General features: G+C 60.0%; 16 protein-coding genes. 9 read left to right on the top strand and 7 right to left on the bottom strand.

What is annotated here, in order from left to right; all coding sequences use genetic code 11:
* Positions 1-24 precede the first annotated feature (24 nt).
* Positions 25-699, bottom strand: a complete 675-nt coding sequence (locus KGB18_RS22755) for a YciC family protein (RefSeq protein WP_123720510.1) — start codon at positions 697-699, stop codon at positions 25-27.
* Between the two features lie 177 nt (positions 700-876).
* Between KGB18_RS22755 and KGB18_RS22760 the strand changes: the two genes are divergently transcribed.
* From KGB18_RS22760 to KGB18_RS22770, 3 genes are all read left to right on the top strand, one after another.
* Complete coding sequence (locus KGB18_RS22760; RefSeq protein ID WP_201062084.1) at positions 877-1,629, top strand: DUF2076 domain-containing protein; 753 nt, start codon at positions 877-879, stop codon at positions 1,627-1,629.
* 214 nt (positions 1,630-1,843) lie between these two features.
* A complete protein-coding gene (locus tag KGB18_RS22765; protein ID WP_030129509.1) occupies positions 1,844-2,323 on the top strand; it encodes an NYN domain-containing protein in 480 nt (159 codons plus the stop codon).
* 22 nt (positions 2,324-2,345) lie between these two features.
* The gene (locus KGB18_RS22770) at positions 2,346-2,957 is read left to right on the top strand and encodes a PolC-type DNA polymerase III (protein ID WP_007895390.1); all 612 of its coding nucleotides are present in this window, start codon (positions 2,346-2,348) and stop codon (positions 2,955-2,957) included.
* Between the two features lie 120 nt (positions 2,958-3,077).
* On the opposite strand, the gene KGB18_RS22775 is transcribed toward KGB18_RS22770, so the two are convergent.
* Entirely contained in the window at positions 3,078-3,533 is a 456-nt protein-coding gene (locus tag KGB18_RS22775; protein ID WP_123720508.1) for an Lrp/AsnC family transcriptional regulator, read from the bottom strand.
* Positions 3,534-3,696: 163 nt separating this feature from the next.
* On the opposite strand from KGB18_RS22775, the gene yedA reads away from it, so the two are divergent.
* Positions 3,697-4,623 carry a drug/metabolite exporter YedA gene (gene yedA, locus KGB18_RS22780; protein ID WP_201062086.1) on the top strand — a complete coding sequence of 309 codons (927 nt, stop codon included), beginning with the start codon at positions 3,697-3,699 and terminating at the stop codon, positions 4,621-4,623.
* A 65-nt stretch (positions 4,624-4,688) separates the two neighbouring features.
* Positions 4,689-6,023: a DEAD/DEAH box helicase gene (locus KGB18_RS22785; protein WP_038981420.1), complete on the top strand. Its 1,335-nt coding sequence runs from the start codon at positions 4,689-4,691 to the stop codon at positions 6,021-6,023.
* Positions 6,024-6,175: 152 nt separating this feature from the next.
* Here the strand turns inward: KGB18_RS22785 and KGB18_RS22790 are convergent, their stop codons facing one another.
* Both KGB18_RS22790 and KGB18_RS22795 read right to left on the bottom strand, forming a co-directional pair.
* Positions 6,176-7,417, bottom strand: a complete 1,242-nt coding sequence (locus KGB18_RS22790) for a TIGR03862 family flavoprotein (protein ID WP_223570500.1) — start codon at positions 7,415-7,417, stop codon at positions 6,176-6,178.
* Positions 7,418-7,696: 279 nt separating this feature from the next.
* Positions 7,697-8,617: a histone deacetylase gene (locus KGB18_RS22795; RefSeq protein ID WP_123720505.1), complete on the bottom strand. Its 921-nt coding sequence runs from the start codon at positions 8,615-8,617 to the stop codon at positions 7,697-7,699.
* 229 nt (positions 8,618-8,846) lie between these two features.
* Between KGB18_RS22795 and KGB18_RS22800 the strand changes: the two genes are divergently transcribed.
* The 3 genes from KGB18_RS22800 (at position 8,847) to KGB18_RS22810 (ending at position 10,982) form a co-directional block, all read left to right on the top strand.
* Positions 8,847-9,416, top strand: coding sequence for a GNAT family N-acetyltransferase (locus KGB18_RS22800; RefSeq protein ID WP_123498613.1), 570 nt, complete (start codon positions 8,847-8,849; stop codon positions 9,414-9,416).
* Between the two features lie 106 nt (positions 9,417-9,522).
* The gene (gene tesB, locus KGB18_RS22805; protein WP_007895344.1) at positions 9,523-10,392 is read left to right on the top strand and encodes an acyl-CoA thioesterase II; all 870 of its coding nucleotides are present in this window, start codon (positions 9,523-9,525) and stop codon (positions 10,390-10,392) included.
* Positions 10,389-10,982 carry an HAD family hydrolase gene (locus KGB18_RS22810; RefSeq protein WP_223570501.1) on the top strand — a complete coding sequence of 198 codons (594 nt, stop codon included), beginning with the start codon at positions 10,389-10,391 and terminating at the stop codon, positions 10,980-10,982. The genes tesB and KGB18_RS22810 overlap by 4 nt, the downstream gene beginning before the upstream one ends.
* Before the next feature lie 127 nt (positions 10,983-11,109).
* Here the strand turns inward: KGB18_RS22810 and KGB18_RS22815 are convergent, their stop codons facing one another.
* The 3 genes from KGB18_RS22815 to KGB18_RS22825 form a co-directional block, all read right to left on the bottom strand.
* The gene (locus KGB18_RS22815; RefSeq protein WP_223570502.1) at positions 11,110-12,069 is read right to left on the bottom strand and encodes an alpha/beta fold hydrolase; all 960 of its coding nucleotides are present in this window, start codon (positions 12,067-12,069) and stop codon (positions 11,110-11,112) included.
* A complete protein-coding gene (locus tag KGB18_RS22820; RefSeq protein WP_123720501.1) occupies positions 12,069-12,962 on the bottom strand; it encodes a neutral zinc metallopeptidase in 894 nt (297 codons plus the stop codon). Before KGB18_RS22820 ends, KGB18_RS22815 begins: the two co-directional genes overlap by 1 nt.
* A gap of 136 nt (positions 12,963-13,098) precedes the next feature.
* A complete protein-coding gene (locus KGB18_RS22825) occupies positions 13,099-13,956 on the bottom strand; it encodes a neutral zinc metallopeptidase (protein WP_223570503.1) in 858 nt (285 codons plus the stop codon).
* Between the two features lie 205 nt (positions 13,957-14,161).
* On the opposite strand from KGB18_RS22825, the gene KGB18_RS22830 reads away from it, so the two are divergent.
* Positions 14,162-14,938, top strand: a complete 777-nt coding sequence (locus KGB18_RS22830; protein WP_123720499.1) for an IclR family transcriptional regulator — start codon at positions 14,162-14,164, stop codon at positions 14,936-14,938.
* The last annotated feature ends 143 nt before the right edge of the window (positions 14,939-15,081 follow it).

The raw sequence follows: 15,081 nt of genomic DNA on the forward strand, positions 1-15,081 counted from the left end.
CGCCCAAGCCCAAGGGTAGAGCGCTTAGAGCGCTCCGTCAGCTTTCTCGGGTGCATCGGCGATCAGCATGAACAAACGGAACACCACCACGCTGGTGAACAGTTGCAGAAAGCTGTGGGCGCTGTCGATCAGCAGTGAGATCACCGGGTTCTGCGGATCAGGGTAAACCGCCAGCGTCGCCCCCTTGAGTACCCACAGCGGGCCCATCACGCACAGAATGCACACCAGAATGCGCAGGAAGTTTCCGCGGGTCAGGCGCAGGCTTTCCTTCATCGCCGCCAGCGGTGCCAGGCCGCGCAGCACCAGCAGGTACTCGCCGAACGCCAGCGTCACCATCAACCAGATGCCCGGCAGGAAATACAGCGACAGGCCGATCAGGATCAGCAGCGTATTGAGGGCGGTCAGCAGGGCGAAGCGCGGCCACAGGGTCGCGGAGGTCGCCAGCAAGTCGCGGGTGCGCGGCGATTCGCCCCGGCTGCGGGCATCGAGAAACAGGATCAGTGCGGCGGTGTACAGCGGATACACCAGCAGGCCGACCAATACACTGATGCCGGGGAAACTGTCCGGCTCGGTGGAGTGGTCGACCACTTGTTGCAGCAGCGCCTCGAAAATCACCAGCGGCAGGCACAGCTGCACGATCTGGCGCAGATTGCGCTTGAAGAAATACAGAGAGTCACGCAGTACGTCGAACGGATTCATCAGTCGGTATCGCAGGTTGAAAGCAGTGCCTCACTTTAACCGATGAAACCCTTTGGGGCGCAAACGTAAACGTTCGGTAAAGGTCATTGAAACATCCTGTATCAGCCCCATTACTGGTGAGCACCTTATCCACCGTGGATGAGGGCGACGATTTTCCCGGCAATCTATGAGGTCGCCATGAACAGCGAAGAACAAACCCTGATCGATGGACTGTTTTCCCGGCTGCAACAGGCCGAAACGGATTCAGCCCCGCGCGACGCCCAGGCCGAAGCGCGGATCAAGGAACACCTGACTCGCCAGCCAGCGGCGGGCTATTTCATGACCCAGGCGATTCTGGTGCAAGAGGCAGCCATCAAGAGCCTCGACGAACAGAACAAGCAACTCACCCGACAAGTCCAGCAATTGCAAGCTGAACTGCAATCGGCCAAGGCGCAGACGGCCGCTCCAGCGGCGACCGGCGGTGGCTTTTTGTCGAGCATCTTCGGTGGTGGCTCCCGTGATCCGCAGCCTGCACCGACTCAAAGCGCAGCCCCGTCGAATACTGGCGGCTGGCGTGAACCGGCGCGGCCATCGTTCAATGCCCAGCCGCCACAGCAGAATTTCGGTGCCGCACCGCAGCCAAATTACGCACCACAACAGGCGGCCGGCAGCGGTTTCCTCAGCGGTGCATTGAAAACGGCAGCGGGCGTGGCCGGTGGCGTGATGCTCGCGCAGGGCATCAGCAGCCTGTTCCAGCACAATCAGCAGCCGGAAGTGGTTGAAGTCATCAAGGAAGAACCGGCTCAGGTCAACGATCAGAGCGGTGACAATGGCTCGGGCGAAGATCAGCGCGTGGCTGACAACTCCTATGATCAGGGCGGTTTTACCGACGCCGACTACAGCGATGACAGCTCATCGTTCTTCGGTGGCGACGACGATTCCTTCGTCTGATACAGCTGTGGCGAGGGAGCTTGCTCCCGCTGGACTGCGTAGCAGGCCCCTTGGGTTTTAAAGCAAGGGGCCGCTTCGCACCCCAGCGGGAGCAAGCCCCCTCGCCACACGGCCGATTATTCGCGGAACAATCCTTCGGGCTGGCATACTGGGCAACTTTTCGGGCCTGGTGCCTGATCCTGCCCGCGCTTCGGCACGCTAATGAGGATGTACGGTGAAAAAAATCGCAGTGTTCGCCGATGTCCAGAACCTCTATTACACCGTGCGTCAGGCTTATGGTTGCCACTTCAACTACGCCGCGCTGTGGGCTGACGTCAGTAAAGAAGGGCAGATCGTCGAGGCCTATGCCTATGCGATCGATCGTGGCGACAGCAAGCAGCAGCAGTTTCAGCAGATCCTGCGCAATCTCGGTTTCATCGTGAAGCTCAAGCCCTACATCCAGCGCAGCGACGGTTCTGCCAAAGGCGACTGGGACGTGGGCATCACCCTCGACATCATGGACGCCGCCGACCATGTCGACGAAGTGGTGCTGGCCTCCGGCGACGGTGATTTCGACATGCTGCTGGAGCGCATCATCAGCAAGCACGGTGTGCAAGCGGTGGCCTATGGCGTACCCGGTCTCACCGCCAATTCGCTGATCCGCGCCGCCAGTCGTTATGTGCCGATCGAAGGCGCGTTGCTGCTCAAGAATTGATTTTTACGGAGTTGAAACAGGTTTGGAACGCATAGCAGTCATCGACTTTGAAACCACCGGACTCTCCCCGAGCAGCAGCTGCCGGGCCACGGAAATTGCCGTGGTGATTCTTGAACAGGGGCGCATTGTCGAGCGTTACCAAAGCCTGATGAACGCTGGCGTGCGGGTGCCGGCCTTTATTGAGCAACTCACCGGCATCAGCAACGCCATGCTGCGCACCGCGCCCTCGGCCGAGCAGGTGATGAACGAGGTCAATGAATTCGTCGGCATCACACCGCTGCTGGCGCACAACGCTGCGTTCGACCAGAAGTTCTGGGACTACGAGCTCGGGCGAATCAAACGCACACGCTTGCAGAACTTTGCCTGCTCGCTGTTACTCGCCCGCCGCCTGATGCCCGCCGCGCCGGACCACAAACTCGGCACCCTCACCACTTTCGCCAGCCTGCCCAATACCGGCAAGGCTCACCGGGCCATGGCCGATGCCGAGATGGCGGCCAACCTGACGGCGCACTTGGCTGAAGAGTTGCGGCGCAAGCATGGGCTGCGGGAGTTGTCCCATGATCTGCTCGTCAGTTTGCAGAAAGTGCCGGCGGCGAAGATCAATGAGCATTTGAAGCGGTATCGCGGGTTTTAAGACCCATCACAAATCCTGTGGGAGCGGGCTTGCCCGCGATGAGGCCATCACATTCAACATCTTTGTTGACTGACAGTCCGCTATCGCGGGCAAGCCCGCTCCCACAGGGGCCGTGCAACATCACGATTTGCCATTCCCTTCCAACTGCCCCAACGGCACGCGCTTCTCGATGGCACTGGACAGCACGATCGAGGTCTTGCTGAATCCGAACGTGGCGATCCGGTTGATCAACTCTTCCAGCTCCGGCATCGACCCTACCGCCGCTTGCATGATCACGCATGGATCGCCGGTGACGCGATGGCATTCGGTGAGCTGTGGGATTTTGATCAGTTCGTCGTAGGTTTTCTGATTGCCGTGCTGGTTCAGGCGCAGTTCGATGACGCACTGGATCGGCAGGCCAATTTTGGACATGTCGACTTTCGCCTGGTAGCCGGTGATCACCCCGCAGGCCTCAAGTTTGGCCACGCGCTCGGCCACCGCCGGAGCGGACAGGTTCACCTTGCGCGCCAGCTCGGCGTAGGACGCACGACCGTTTTCCAACAGGGCGCTGAGGAGCATGCGGTCGTATTTGTCCATCATGGCATTCCTGAAAAAAGGCTGACTTTCGAAAGCACGGTTTATAGCGCTGAACTCCGTGTTTTGAAAAGTGTACCGGTGCGATAAACAGGTTTTGTAACTTATTTTCTGCCGTTGGCCTTTCTAGAATAGCTGCTCTCTTTGTCTTGTTCTCGAGCTGCCCATGCCTGGCATACGCCGTTTTTCCTTACCGCTGATCGCTGCTTTTTTCGCGCTGTACGTGATTTGGGGATCGACCTACCTGGTGATTCGAATCGGCGTGCAGTACTGGCCGCCGTTGTTGCTCGCCGGTATCCGCTTCGTGATCGCCGGGACGTTGATGTACGCGTTCCTGCGCTGGCGCGGGGCGCCGGCACCGACGTGGGCGCAGTGGAAAGCGGCGGGGATTATCGGGATTTTGCTGCTCACGTGCGGTAACGGTGCAGTGAGCGTGGCTGAACACACCGGTGTCGCCTCCGGCGTTGCCGCGTTGGCGGTGGCGACGGTGCCACTGTTCACTTTGTTGTGTGGATATTTCTGGGGCGCGCGTAATACCCGTCTCGAATGGGCCGGGATTGTGCTCGGGCTGATCGGTATCGCCATGCTCAACCTCGGTTCCAATTTGCAATCGAGCCCGTTGGGCGCGGCATTGCTGGTGTTCGCGGCAGCGTCATGGGCTTTCGGTTCGGTGTGGAGCAAACACTTGCCGTTACCGCAGGGTGCGATGGCCAGTGCGGTGGAAATGCTGGTGGGCGGCGTGGTGTTGTTGATCGGCAGCGCGGTGAGCGGTGAGCATCTTGAGGCCATGCCGCCGATCGAAGGCTGGGCGGCGCTGGCGTACCTGACCATCTTCGGTTCGATCATCGCCTTCAACGCCTACATGTACCTGTTGAAACATGTGCGTCCGGCGGCGGCCACCAGTTATGCCTACGTCAACCCGGCGGTGGCGGTGTTGCTGGGTATCGTATTTGTTGGCGAGACCATTGGTATTGAAGAAGCGCTGGCCATGACAGTGATCATCAGTGCCGTGGTGTTGATCGGGTTGCCGCAGTGGCGCCGAGGTGCCGATCGGCCTGCGGTAGTTGTGCCGACAGAATCCCGAGCGAATTAGGGTAAACTGCGCGCCATTGCACACTCGTTTTGCACAACCGCGCTGAATTTTCCTACGGTACTCCCATGACTTTCGCCACCCTTGGCCTGATCGAACCCTTGCTGCGCGCTCTCGAGACGCTCGGCTACCAGACCCCTACGCCGGTGCAGACACAAGCGATTCCGGCGGTGCTGGCCGGTCGTGACCTGATGGCAGCAGCCCAGACCGGTACCGGCAAGACCGCCGGTTTCGCCTTGCCGTTGCTGCAATTGCTGGCCATGGAAGGGCCGAAAGTCAGCGCCAACTCCGTGCGCGCACTGATCCTGGTGCCAACCCGCGAGTTGGCCGAGCAGGTTCACGAAAGCGTGCGCCAGTACGCCGAGAACCTGCCGTTGAGCACGTACGCGGTGTACGGCGGCGTCAGCATCAACCCGCAAATGATGAAGCTGCGCAAAGGCGTCGACCTGTTGGTGGCGACTCCGGGCCGCTTGCTCGACCTGTTCCGCCAGAACGCGCTCAAGTTCAACCAGTTGCAAACCCTGGTGCTGGACGAAGCCGATCGCATGCTCGATCTGGGCTTTTCCGAAGAGCTGGGGAATATCTATAAAGCCCTGCCGAAGAAACGTCAGACGCTGTTGTTCTCCGCGACCTTCTCCGACGCCATCCGCACGCTGGCCGGGCAAATGCTCAACGACCCGCTGAGCATCGAAGTCAGCCCGCGCAACGTCGCTGCCAACACCGTCAAGCAATGGGTGGTGACGGTGGACAAGAAGCGCAAGTCGGAACTGTTCGTTCATTTGATGCGCAAAGGCAAGTGGAAGCAGGTGCTGGTATTCGCCAAGACCCGTAACGGCGTAGACGCGCTGGTGGAAAAGCTCCAGGGCCTGGGCATCAATGCCGACGGCATCCACGGCGACAAACCTCAGGCGACCCGTCAGCGGGCACTGGATCGTTTCAAGGCCAGTGAAGTGCAGATCCTTGTAGCCACCGACGTGGCAGCGCGTGGTCTGGATATCGAAGATTTGCCATTGGTGGTCAATTTCGACCTGCCGATCGTGGCAGAGGACTACATCCACCGTATCGGTCGCACCGGTCGTGCGGGCGCAACCGGGCAGGCTATTTCGCTGGTGTGCGCCGATGAGGTGAATCAGCTGTCAGCCATCGAGATGTTGACCCGTCAGACGTTGACTCGCCAGATGGAGCAGGATTTCGAGCCTGAGCACCGCGTGCCGGATACCGATGCCAGCGGTCAGGTCGTCAAGAAGCCGAAAAAACCGAAGAAGCCCAAGACCTCCAGTGGCGGCAAGCGCAATTTGGGCAAGTGGGTTGAGAGCGGGGATGCTTCGGCGCCGGAGCCTTCGATCAAGCCTGTGCGAAAAGTGCCGGTGTTTAATACCGGGCCGCGTAAGCGTAAGCCTTGATTAGCTGCGGCGCCTGTTAAGCCGTCATCGCGAGCAGGCTCGCTCCCACTTTGATCTGCGCTACATGAAGATCCAGTGTGGGAGCGAGTTCTTTCTGAAAGAATGCGATCAGTGTGGGAGCGAGCCTGCTCGCGATGGACGCGCCTCGGTCTTCAATCCTTGCGCCGCAACCACTCCACCATCCCCAACCCAGCCGCTCGCCCACTGGCGAAACACGCGGTCAGCAGATAGCCGCCGGTCGGCGCTTCCCAATCGAGCATTTCCCCCGCGCAGAACACGCCGGGCAGTTGCTTGAGCATCAAACGTTCATCCATCGACTCGAACATCACGCCTCCCGCGCTGCTGATGGCTTCGTCCAATGGCCGGGTTTTCACCAGCGTCAGCGGCAATGCCTTGATCGCCTTGGCCAGCAATGCCGGATCGGTAAAGTAGTCGGCCGGTGTCAGTTCCCGCAGCAACGCCGCTTTCACGCCATCAAGCCCAAGCTGACTGTGCAGGTGTTTGGACATGGAACGGGAGCCGCGAGGCTTGCTCAGCGCAGACTGGATTTTATCCACAGGCTTGCCCGGCAGCAGATCGAGGTGAATGGTTGCCGAACCATGTTGATTGATCGCTTCGCGGATCGGTGCCGACAGGGCGTAGATCAAACTGCCTTCAATCCCGGTGGCAGTGATCACGCATTCTCCGAGTCGCGGCACATCGTCATTGAGGCCAATGGCGATGTTTTTCAGCGGGGCGCCTGCGAATTTGCTGACCATCAATTCGCTCCACGCCTGCACCTCGAAGCCACAATTGCTCGGTTGCAACGGCGCCAGTCCTACACCGCGCTGTTCCAGCGGCAGCATCCAGGCACCGTCCGAACCGAGGCGCGACCAACTGCCGCCGCCGAGCGCCAACAGGGTCGCGTCGGGTTGAACAGTTTTTTCGCCTTCGGGACTGTCGATGCGCAAGTCACTGTTGTCATCCCAGCCGAGCCAGCGATGGCGGGTGTGGATAACTACGCCGGCATCGCGCAGGCGTTTGAGCCAGGCACGCAACAGGGGTGCGGCTTTCATGTCTGTGGGAAACACCCGGCCGGAGCTGCCGACAAAGGTTTCGATGCCCAGGTCATGAATCCATTGGCACAACGCTTCGGCGCCGAAGGACCGTAACAGCGGCGCAATCTGCGGTGCCCGTTCGGCATAGCGTGAGAGGAACGCCGGGTAGGCCTCGGAGTGGGTGATGTTCATGCCGCCGACCCCGGCGAGGAGGAATTTTCGCCCCACTGAAGGCATGCCGTCGTACAGGTCGACTTTGATCCCGGCCTGGCTCAGCACTTCAGCCGCCATCAAACCGGCGGGGCCACCGCCGATGATGGCGACGTGAGGGGGGAGGGAAGTGGAGGGCTGGGTCATGGCGAGAGCTGCGGTATGGCGGAGTAGCCGCGCATTCTAGCAGTACACAATAACTGTGGGAGCGGGCTTGCCCGCGATAGCGGACTGTCAGGCAACAATGATGTTGAATGTACCGGCCTCATCGCGGGCAAGCCCGCTCCCACAGGGATCATTGGTGTGTTCAAGAGCTGATCAAAAAACAACCACTCCGTTGCACGCTATAGGCAGCATGGCCTGCAGACCCTTTCACTCAGGTTATCCACAGGCGGTTCCACAGGCATTGTGGGTAAAGCCCACAAATCAATGACAACCTGATGACTGCCAGACCCGTTGGGCGCTGTGATGGAGGATTCCATGGCGGCGCGCCAGGGCTTTGCGGTCCTTGCTGTAGCCGCCGCCGATCACGCCGACAACCGGAATATCCCGGCCCAGGCAATGGCGCATCACGCTTTCATCGCGAGCGGCGACGCCTTCGTCTGTCAGCTTCAGATAACCCAGTGCGTCATCCTTATGCACGTCGACACCAGCGTCGTACAGCACCAGGTCCGGTTGGTAGAGCGGCAGCAAATAGTTGAGTGCGTCGTCCACCACCTTCAGGTAATCGGCATCGCCCATGCCCATCGGCAACGGAATGTCCCAATCACTTTCGGCTTTGCGTGCAGGAAAATTCTTTTCGCAGTGCAGGGAAACGGTCACTGCCTCCGGAGTGTTGTGCAGAATCCGTGCAGTCCCGTCACCCTGATGCACATCGCAGTCGAAGATCAGCACGCGATTTACTCGGCCACTTTCCAGAAGGTAATGGCTGATCACCGCCAGGTCATTGAAGATGCAGAACCCGGCGGGATGATCGTAATGTGCGTGATGAGTGCCGCCGGCCAAGTGACAGGCCAAACCATGCTCCAGTGCCTGTTCGGCTGCCAGCAATGAGCCTCCGACCGCTCGCACCGTGCGCCGGGCCAGCGCTTCGCTCCAGGGCAAGCCGAGGCGTCGCTGATCTTCGCGGGACAATTCGCCGTCCATGTAGCGTTCGATATACGCAGGGTCATGAGCGAGGGCGAGAATCTCCGCTGGGCAGAGGTCCGGGCGCAGCAAGTCGGTGTCGCGGGTCAGGCCACTGTCCACCAGGTGATCGCGCAGCAGGCGAAACTTGTCCATGGGGAAGCGGTGATCCGCCGGGAACTCGGGGCTGTAGTCTTCGTGGTAGATCAATGGCAGGGGCATGGCTGATTTATACAGGAAGGCATGTAGGAATGAGTGAAGGATCCTAGGGTCTGTATGAAAACTCGCCGAGCGGCGATCAGGCAAGGCAAAAACAGGCGAGGACGCGGAGTTTAGGGGACCTAAATGAGCATTCCGAGCCTGTTTTTAACGCAGCATGATCGTCGCGCAGGCAGTTTTCGTGCAGTGCCTACCAGCGATGTAGACTTGCGGGATAGGAAAGGGGGAAGAGATGGAGCCGATACTGGAGCTCGAAAGCGCACGACTGTTGTTACGGCAGTGGCGTGACGAGGATTTACCGGCGTTTGCGGCGATGTGCGCCGATCCACAAGTGATGCGTTATTTTCCGGCACCCTTGAGTCGACTGGAAAGTGCCTCGTTGATCGGGCGGATTCGCGGGCATTTTGCCGAGCACGGTTTCGGCCTCTGGGCACTGGAGCGCAAGGACACCGGGGCGTTCATCGGGTTTACCGGGCTGGGTGTGGTCGGCTTCGATGCGCCATTCACGCCGGCCATCGAAATCGGCTGGCGCCTGGCGCGTGAGCACTGGGGGCTGGGTTATGCCGGCGAAGCGGCGTGGACCGCTCTGCGCTGCGGGTTTGACCGGTTGGCGCTACAAGAGGTCGTCGCATTCACCACCAAGACCAATCTGCCATCCGAGAAAGTCATGCAAGCAATCGGCATGCACCATGCCCCTGCCGATGACTTCGAGCACCCGCGGCTTGCAGCCGATCATCCGCTGCGCCCGCACGTGTTGTACCGCATCACCCGTGAGCAATGGCTGCAAACCTTGCATGGATAAGCAGGCGCGGACGTTTACAATGGCCCTCATGTTGAACCGGGCCATAAACTGAATCGACCGCCGCAGCCAAGACTGCGCGGCATTGCGTTGTGTGAGGAGAGTCTGAATGAGCCAAGTGTTGGAAGATCTGGTAGACCTGCTGACCCTGGAACCGATTGAAGAAAACCTGTTCCGTGGCCGCAGCCAGGACCTGGGTTTTCGTCAGTTGTTCGGCGGCCAGGTACTCGGCCAGTCCCTGTCGGCGGCCAGTCAGACCGTCGAGCCGGCGCGCCATGTGCATTCGATGCACGGTTATTTCCTGCGCCCGGGCGACGCCAAATTGCCGGTGGTGTATCAGGTCGATCGGGTGCGTGATGGCGGCAGTTTCAGCACGCGTCGGGTGACGGCGATCCAGAAGGGCAATCCGATTTTCACCTGCAGCGCCTCGTTCCAGTACGACGAAGAAGGCTTTCAGCACCAGACTGAGATGCCGCAAGTGGTCGGCCCGGAAAACCTGCCGTCGGAGCTGGAGCTCACCCAGCAGCGCGCGCACCTGATCCCTGAGCACATGCGCGAAAAACTGCTGTGCCCGAAACCGATCGAAGTCCGACCGGTGACCGAAAAAGACCCTTACAACCCGCAGCCTGCCGATCCCATCAAATACGTCTGGTTCCGTGCCGACGGTGCCTTGGCTGACACCCCTGCGCTGCACAAATACCTGCTGGCCTACGCTTCGGACTTCGGTCTGCTGACCACCTCGATGCTGCCCCACGGCAAATCGGTCTGGCAGAAAGACATGCAGGTCGCCAGCCTTGATCACGCATTGTGGTTCCACGCCGACCTGCGCGCCGATGACTGGTTGCTGTATGCCATGGACAGTCCGTGGGCCGGCAATTCGCGCGGATTCTCCCGTGGTAGCGTGTTCAACCGTGCCGGGCAACTGGTGGCTTCGGTCACTCAGGAAGGCCTGATTCGTCATCGCAAGGATTGGGCATGAGCCTGGCTGAGGTGCGGCACTGGGTGTTCGACATGGACGGCACCCTGACGGTGGCCGTGCATGACTTCGCGGCGATTCGCGTGGCGTTGGCGATTCCCGCCGAAGACGACATCCTTACCCATCTCGCGGCACTGCCGGCTGATGAAGCGGCGGCCAAACACGCGTGGCTGCTGGAGCACGAGCGGGATCTGGCATTGGGTTCGAAGCCGGCACCGGGCGCGGTGGAACTGGTGCTTGAGTTGGCCGGACGCGGTTATCGTCTGGGCATTCTCACGCGCAATGCTCGCGAGCTGGCCCATGTCACGCTGGAGGCCATCGGCCTGGCCGACTGCTTTGCGGCAGAGGATGTACTGGGCCGCGATGAAGCACCGCCCAAGCCGCATCCTGGTGGATTGCTGAAACTGGCCGAAGCCTGGCAAGTGCCGGCGAGCGAAATGGTGATGGTTGGTGATTACCGCTTCGATCTGGATTGCGGGCGTGCGGCGGGGACGCGGACGGTGCTGGTGAATCTGCCGGATAATCCGTGGCCGGAATTGACTGATTGGCATGCAGCCGATTGCGTGGCGTTGCGAGAAATGTTGCTGGCTTGAAGGCCCGATCGCGAGCAGGCTCGCTCCCACATTTTTAATCTCCATGAAATGCAAATTTGCATCCGGCGCAGATCTACTGTGGGAGCGAGCCTGCTCGCGAAGGTGTCAGATCAGACACCACAAACACTCACTGACCGAACAACGCCTTCTGCCCCTCAGGCGACGTAAACATCCCGTCCCCATTGTGCCCGACCCCAGGCACTTCGATCAGCTGCTGACTCAACCCTTGAGAATGGCGTCGCTTCAGATAATTGAAATAGTTGCGCCCACGAATCAATCGAGAAGCACCCTGGGCTTTAGCCTCACAACTTTTATCCAGCGCCGGATGATTCGGGTCGGTGTCCTGCTGCCCGAGTAAATAAACGATGTCACGTTTGACGTAGCTTTCTTCAAGTTGCGCAGGTGTTTGCCCATTGGCATAAGCGGGCAGATCCGCCAGCCCGTACTTCCAGCGATTGAAATTCGGACACCCCGCGTGACTGAACGCCACTGGCCGTTGCTCATTGAAGTAGGCGTATGACGAAGGGTTGGCGATCACATAGCGCACTTTCACGCCCTCGGTATCGAGGGCTGGCTGAGGGTGACCCAGCAAGGCATAACGCTGAACCACCTGAGCGCCACCGGAGTGACCGGCGATGACGATTTGCTTCACGTCCGGAAACTGTCGCCGATCACCCAGCCGAGCGATGATTTCGTCGAGCGCCGCATAGGAGCTCAGCGTAAACGGCGCAGTGGATAAGCCGCCGGCCATCCAGTCATTGCCTTGCCAGCGTAAAACGCTGTCAGACACCGGTTGGCTCGCAATGTCGGTTTCGTTGAGAAACTGCGGGGCGAGTACCAAGGTGTTCGCGCTTTGCCCGGCCTGCTCGGCTGCGTGTTCGGCGCTTTTGCGGTAGGTTTCCGCATTGCGTAATCGACCATGGACGATGATCAGTACGCGTTCGATTTTCGCCGGCGTCGGGCCAATGCTCACCGCAATTTCCCCGGCGCTCAGCAGCAAGCGCCCGGAACTGATCGCCTTGACCCCTTGCTCGGCAGCCTGAGTGCTTGCGCAGGTGATTAACAGAGCCAGCAGCCACTTACGCATCACAGATTCTTCGCTGCAAAGGTGTCGCACTGGCCAACCTGGCCTTGTGCGAATCCGGCCTTGAACCAGCGTACTCGCTGGGCCGAAGTGCCGTGGGTGAAGGAGTCCGGCACCACGCGGCCCTGACCTTGCTGTTGCAAGCGGTCGTCGCCGATGGCGTTGGCGGCGTTCAAGGCTTCTTCGATGTCACCGGGTTCCAGCCAGTTCAGACGTTTTTGCGCATTGTTGGCCCAGACGCCGGCCAGGCAATCGGCCTGCAACTCCTGGCGCACCAGCAAACCATTGTCGCCTTCCATCTGCCGGCCCTGTTGGCGAGCGGTCTCAATCTTCGCTGAAACACCGAGCAAGGTCTGCACATGGTGTCCGATTTCGTGAGCGATCACGTAGGCCTGGGCGAAGTCTCCCGCGGCGGAAAAACGTTGGGACATCTCTTGGAAAAAACTCATGTCGAGGTAGACCTTCTGGTCAGCGGGGCAATAGAAGGGGCCTGTCGCCGAAGTCGCCAGGCCGCAGGCCGAGTTGACGCGATTGCTGAACAGCACCAGGGTCGGATCTTTGTATTGCCGATCCGCCTGCTGGAAAATCTGGCGCCAGGTGTCTTCGGTATCGCCAAGGATCGAGCGCACGAATTCGGCCCCTTCATCATTGGCCGGTGGCGCCTTGCGGGTTTGGGTGGGGGCCGGAGCTGATTGCTCGCTCATCTGCCCGGTCAGTTGGCCGAGGATCTGCATCGGGTCCTGGCCGGTGATCCAGCCGATCCCGACGATCAACAGGATCGCCGTCAGGCTCAGGCCCTTGCCTCCGCCGAAGCGCATCCCACCGCCACCCCCACCGACATCATCGCCACGAGCATCAACCACGTTGTCGCTGCGTCGGCCTTTTTTCCAAAGCATGGGGGAATCCTCGTTGAACATGGTGATGAGTGTTGCTGGTGAGTGAGAGCGGCGCCAGTCCGGTCGTCTGACAGCCCTAAGCGACGCCGGTTCTATACCGCTGGGGAGATTAGCGATTTACATTGCAAGGCGTGCACTACAGTTGCGTGGCCGCGAAGGTATCGCAGGCGTCGATCCGGCCTGCGGCGAAGCCGGCCGAGAACCAGGTCACCCGTTGTGCGGAGGTGCCGTGACTGAACGTCTCTGGCCGTATCACGTTGGTTTTGGCGTGTTGCAGTTGGTCGTCACCGAAGACCGTAGCGGCCTGCAGCGCCGCGTCGATATCACCGGCCTCAAGCCACAGCAGGCGTCTTTGCGCATGGTGCGCCCACACACCGGCCAGGCAATCGGCTTGCAGCTCGGCGCGAACTTCCAGACCCCCATCGCCGGTGACTGGTTGACGGTGTGTCTGGGCTTTCTCGAGCGGGGCGGAGAGTCCCAGTTCCAGCTGCACGTGATGTCCGATTTCGTGAGCGATGATGTAGGACTGTGCGAAGTCGCCGATCACCGAAAACTGCTGGGCCATGACGCGAAAGAATTCCAGGTCCAGATACACCTGGCGATTGGTCGGGCAATAGAACGGGCCGCTGGCTGTGTTTGCGAAGCCACACGCCGAGGTCACTCTTTCACTAAAGAGGGTCAGTGTGGGTTCCGGGTACTGCCGGCCGGTTTGCGCAAAAAGTTGTTTCCAGGTGTCTTCGGTATCGCCCAGCACGGACTGAATGAACATCAGCTGGGAATCTTCAGCAACCCTGGCAGCGGATTGATGAGGCGGTGTATCTGGCAGGGTGGGAACGTCATCCGGCGTCGTACTCACCGTTGAGTAAAGTCCTGCGCCTGCCAGGGTGGCGACGGCCACTGTGGCGCCAATCATTTTCCCTGTGGTTTTGCGGGCATCCTTGCCCTCCCGAGTGTCATTTACGTTGTCGCTGCGTCTTGCTCTGTTCCATAACATGTTTGTGGTCTCTCATAGATTGGGGCGTGTATCGCCGCGTCTATGAATAACCGCACTGGCAAAGAGGCGTGGATGAAATGTGTAAGGGGTCGTGAAACCCACATGCTTTTGGCGTGCAAAGGGGGCGGTCATCGGACATGGGTTCCAGATTTCGCATTCAGCGAGTTGTCTTCTAGAATCGGGCAAATTTCATGTGGAACCTCCCATGGCCGGCAGTCAGATCGAACGTGTTTTCAGCGTATTGGAAAGCCTCACCAGTGAACCTCGTGGCCTGCCGATGCAGACGCTGGCAGAGCAACTGGATATCCCCAAAAGCGCGACCCATCGCTTGCTCGCCGAGCTGATTCGGCTGGGCTACGTGCGGCAGAACCCAGAGAATTTGCGGTATCACCTGTCGACCAAGTTGGTGGCCCTGGGTTTCCGCTACCTGTCGAGTAGCGGCGCGGATATCGTTCAACCGGTGCTTGATCGCCTCGCCCATGAAACCGGTGAGCTGGTGCGCCTTGGAGTGATCGAAGGGGAGCGGCAGATCTGGATCGCCAAGTCCCAGGGCGCCCGATCCGGCTTGCGTTATGACCCGGACATGGGCCGCGATGCACCGTTGTTTTACACTGCGTCGGGGCATGCGTGGCTGGCGTGCATGAGCGATGCCGAGGCCTTGTCGCTGGTGGAACGCCAGGGCATTGAGCGGCCCAAGGACCTCGGGCCGAATGCACCGCGCTCCAACATCGAATTGCTCGAGCGCCTGCGTCTGGCCAGGGAGCAGGGCTATGCCTGGGTCGAGGAAAGTTCGGCGGTAGGCACGTCGGCGATTGCAGCAGTGGTGCGGCATCCGGGTGATGGCCGGGTGATCGGTGTACTCAGCATCGCCGGGCCGAGTGCGCGGATGCCGGGGGCGCGGTTGCATGAACTGGCGCCGCTGTTGTTGAAGTTTGCAGAGGAGTTGTCGGCGGCGAGTCTGGCGTCGGAGTTGTTCGTTTAATTCAGCCCCAGTCCATTGTGGGAGCAACTGTCTTGATGACCTTTATTTTGAAGGCATATTGATAGACAGCTGAACTCCCACAGCTTTAGGCCATGCGATGCCCTACAGGAACACCGCGACCCGTTTAGGCCAAGGGTTCTTTC

Origin of the sequence: Pseudomonas sp. BF-R-26 (assembly GCF_019947395.1) — a bacterium.
Lineage (GTDB): Bacteria > Pseudomonadota > Gammaproteobacteria > Pseudomonadales > Pseudomonadaceae > Aquipseudomonas > Aquipseudomonas farris.

What these genes read in the sequence shown, in the direction of transcription:
- KGB18_RS22825 (WP_223570503.1), bottom strand. Translation starts at nt 13,956, where the DNA reads ATGTTATGGAACAGAGCAAGACGCAGCGACAACGTAAATGACACTCGG.
- KGB18_RS22775 (WP_123720508.1), bottom strand. Translation starts at nt 3,533, where the DNA reads ATGGACAAATACGACCGCATGCTCCTCAGCGCCCTGTTGGAAAACGGT.
- yedA (WP_201062086.1), top strand. Translation starts at nt 3,697, where the DNA reads ATGCCTGGCATACGCCGTTTTTCCTTACCGCTGATCGCTGCTTTTTTC.
- KGB18_RS22760 (WP_201062084.1), top strand. Translation starts at nt 877, where the DNA reads ATGAACAGCGAAGAACAAACCCTGATCGATGGACTGTTTTCCCGGCTG.
- KGB18_RS22755 (WP_123720510.1), bottom strand. Translation starts at nt 699, where the DNA reads ATGAATCCGTTCGACGTACTGCGTGACTCTCTGTATTTCTTCAAGCGC.
- KGB18_RS22815 (WP_223570502.1), bottom strand. Translation starts at nt 12,069, where the DNA reads ATGCGTAAGTGGCTGCTGGCTCTGTTAATCACCTGCGCAAGCACTCAG.
- KGB18_RS22810 (WP_223570501.1), top strand. Translation starts at nt 10,389, where the DNA reads ATGAGCCTGGCTGAGGTGCGGCACTGGGTGTTCGACATGGACGGCACC.
- KGB18_RS22790 (WP_223570500.1), bottom strand. Translation starts at nt 7,417, where the DNA reads ATGACCCAGCCCTCCACTTCCCTCCCCCCTCACGTCGCCATCATCGGC.
- KGB18_RS22830 (WP_123720499.1), top strand. Translation starts at nt 14,162, where the DNA reads ATGGCCGGCAGTCAGATCGAACGTGTTTTCAGCGTATTGGAAAGCCTC.
- KGB18_RS22820 (WP_123720501.1), bottom strand. Translation starts at nt 12,962, where the DNA reads ATGCTTTGGAAAAAAGGCCGACGCAGCGACAACGTGGTTGATGCTCGT.
- tesB (WP_007895344.1), top strand. Translation starts at nt 9,523, where the DNA reads ATGAGCCAAGTGTTGGAAGATCTGGTAGACCTGCTGACCCTGGAACCG.
- KGB18_RS22785 (WP_038981420.1), top strand. Translation starts at nt 4,689, where the DNA reads ATGACTTTCGCCACCCTTGGCCTGATCGAACCCTTGCTGCGCGCTCTC.
- KGB18_RS22795 (WP_123720505.1), bottom strand. Translation starts at nt 8,617, where the DNA reads ATGCCCCTGCCATTGATCTACCACGAAGACTACAGCCCCGAGTTCCCG.
- KGB18_RS22800 (WP_123498613.1), top strand. Translation starts at nt 8,847, where the DNA reads ATGGAGCCGATACTGGAGCTCGAAAGCGCACGACTGTTGTTACGGCAG.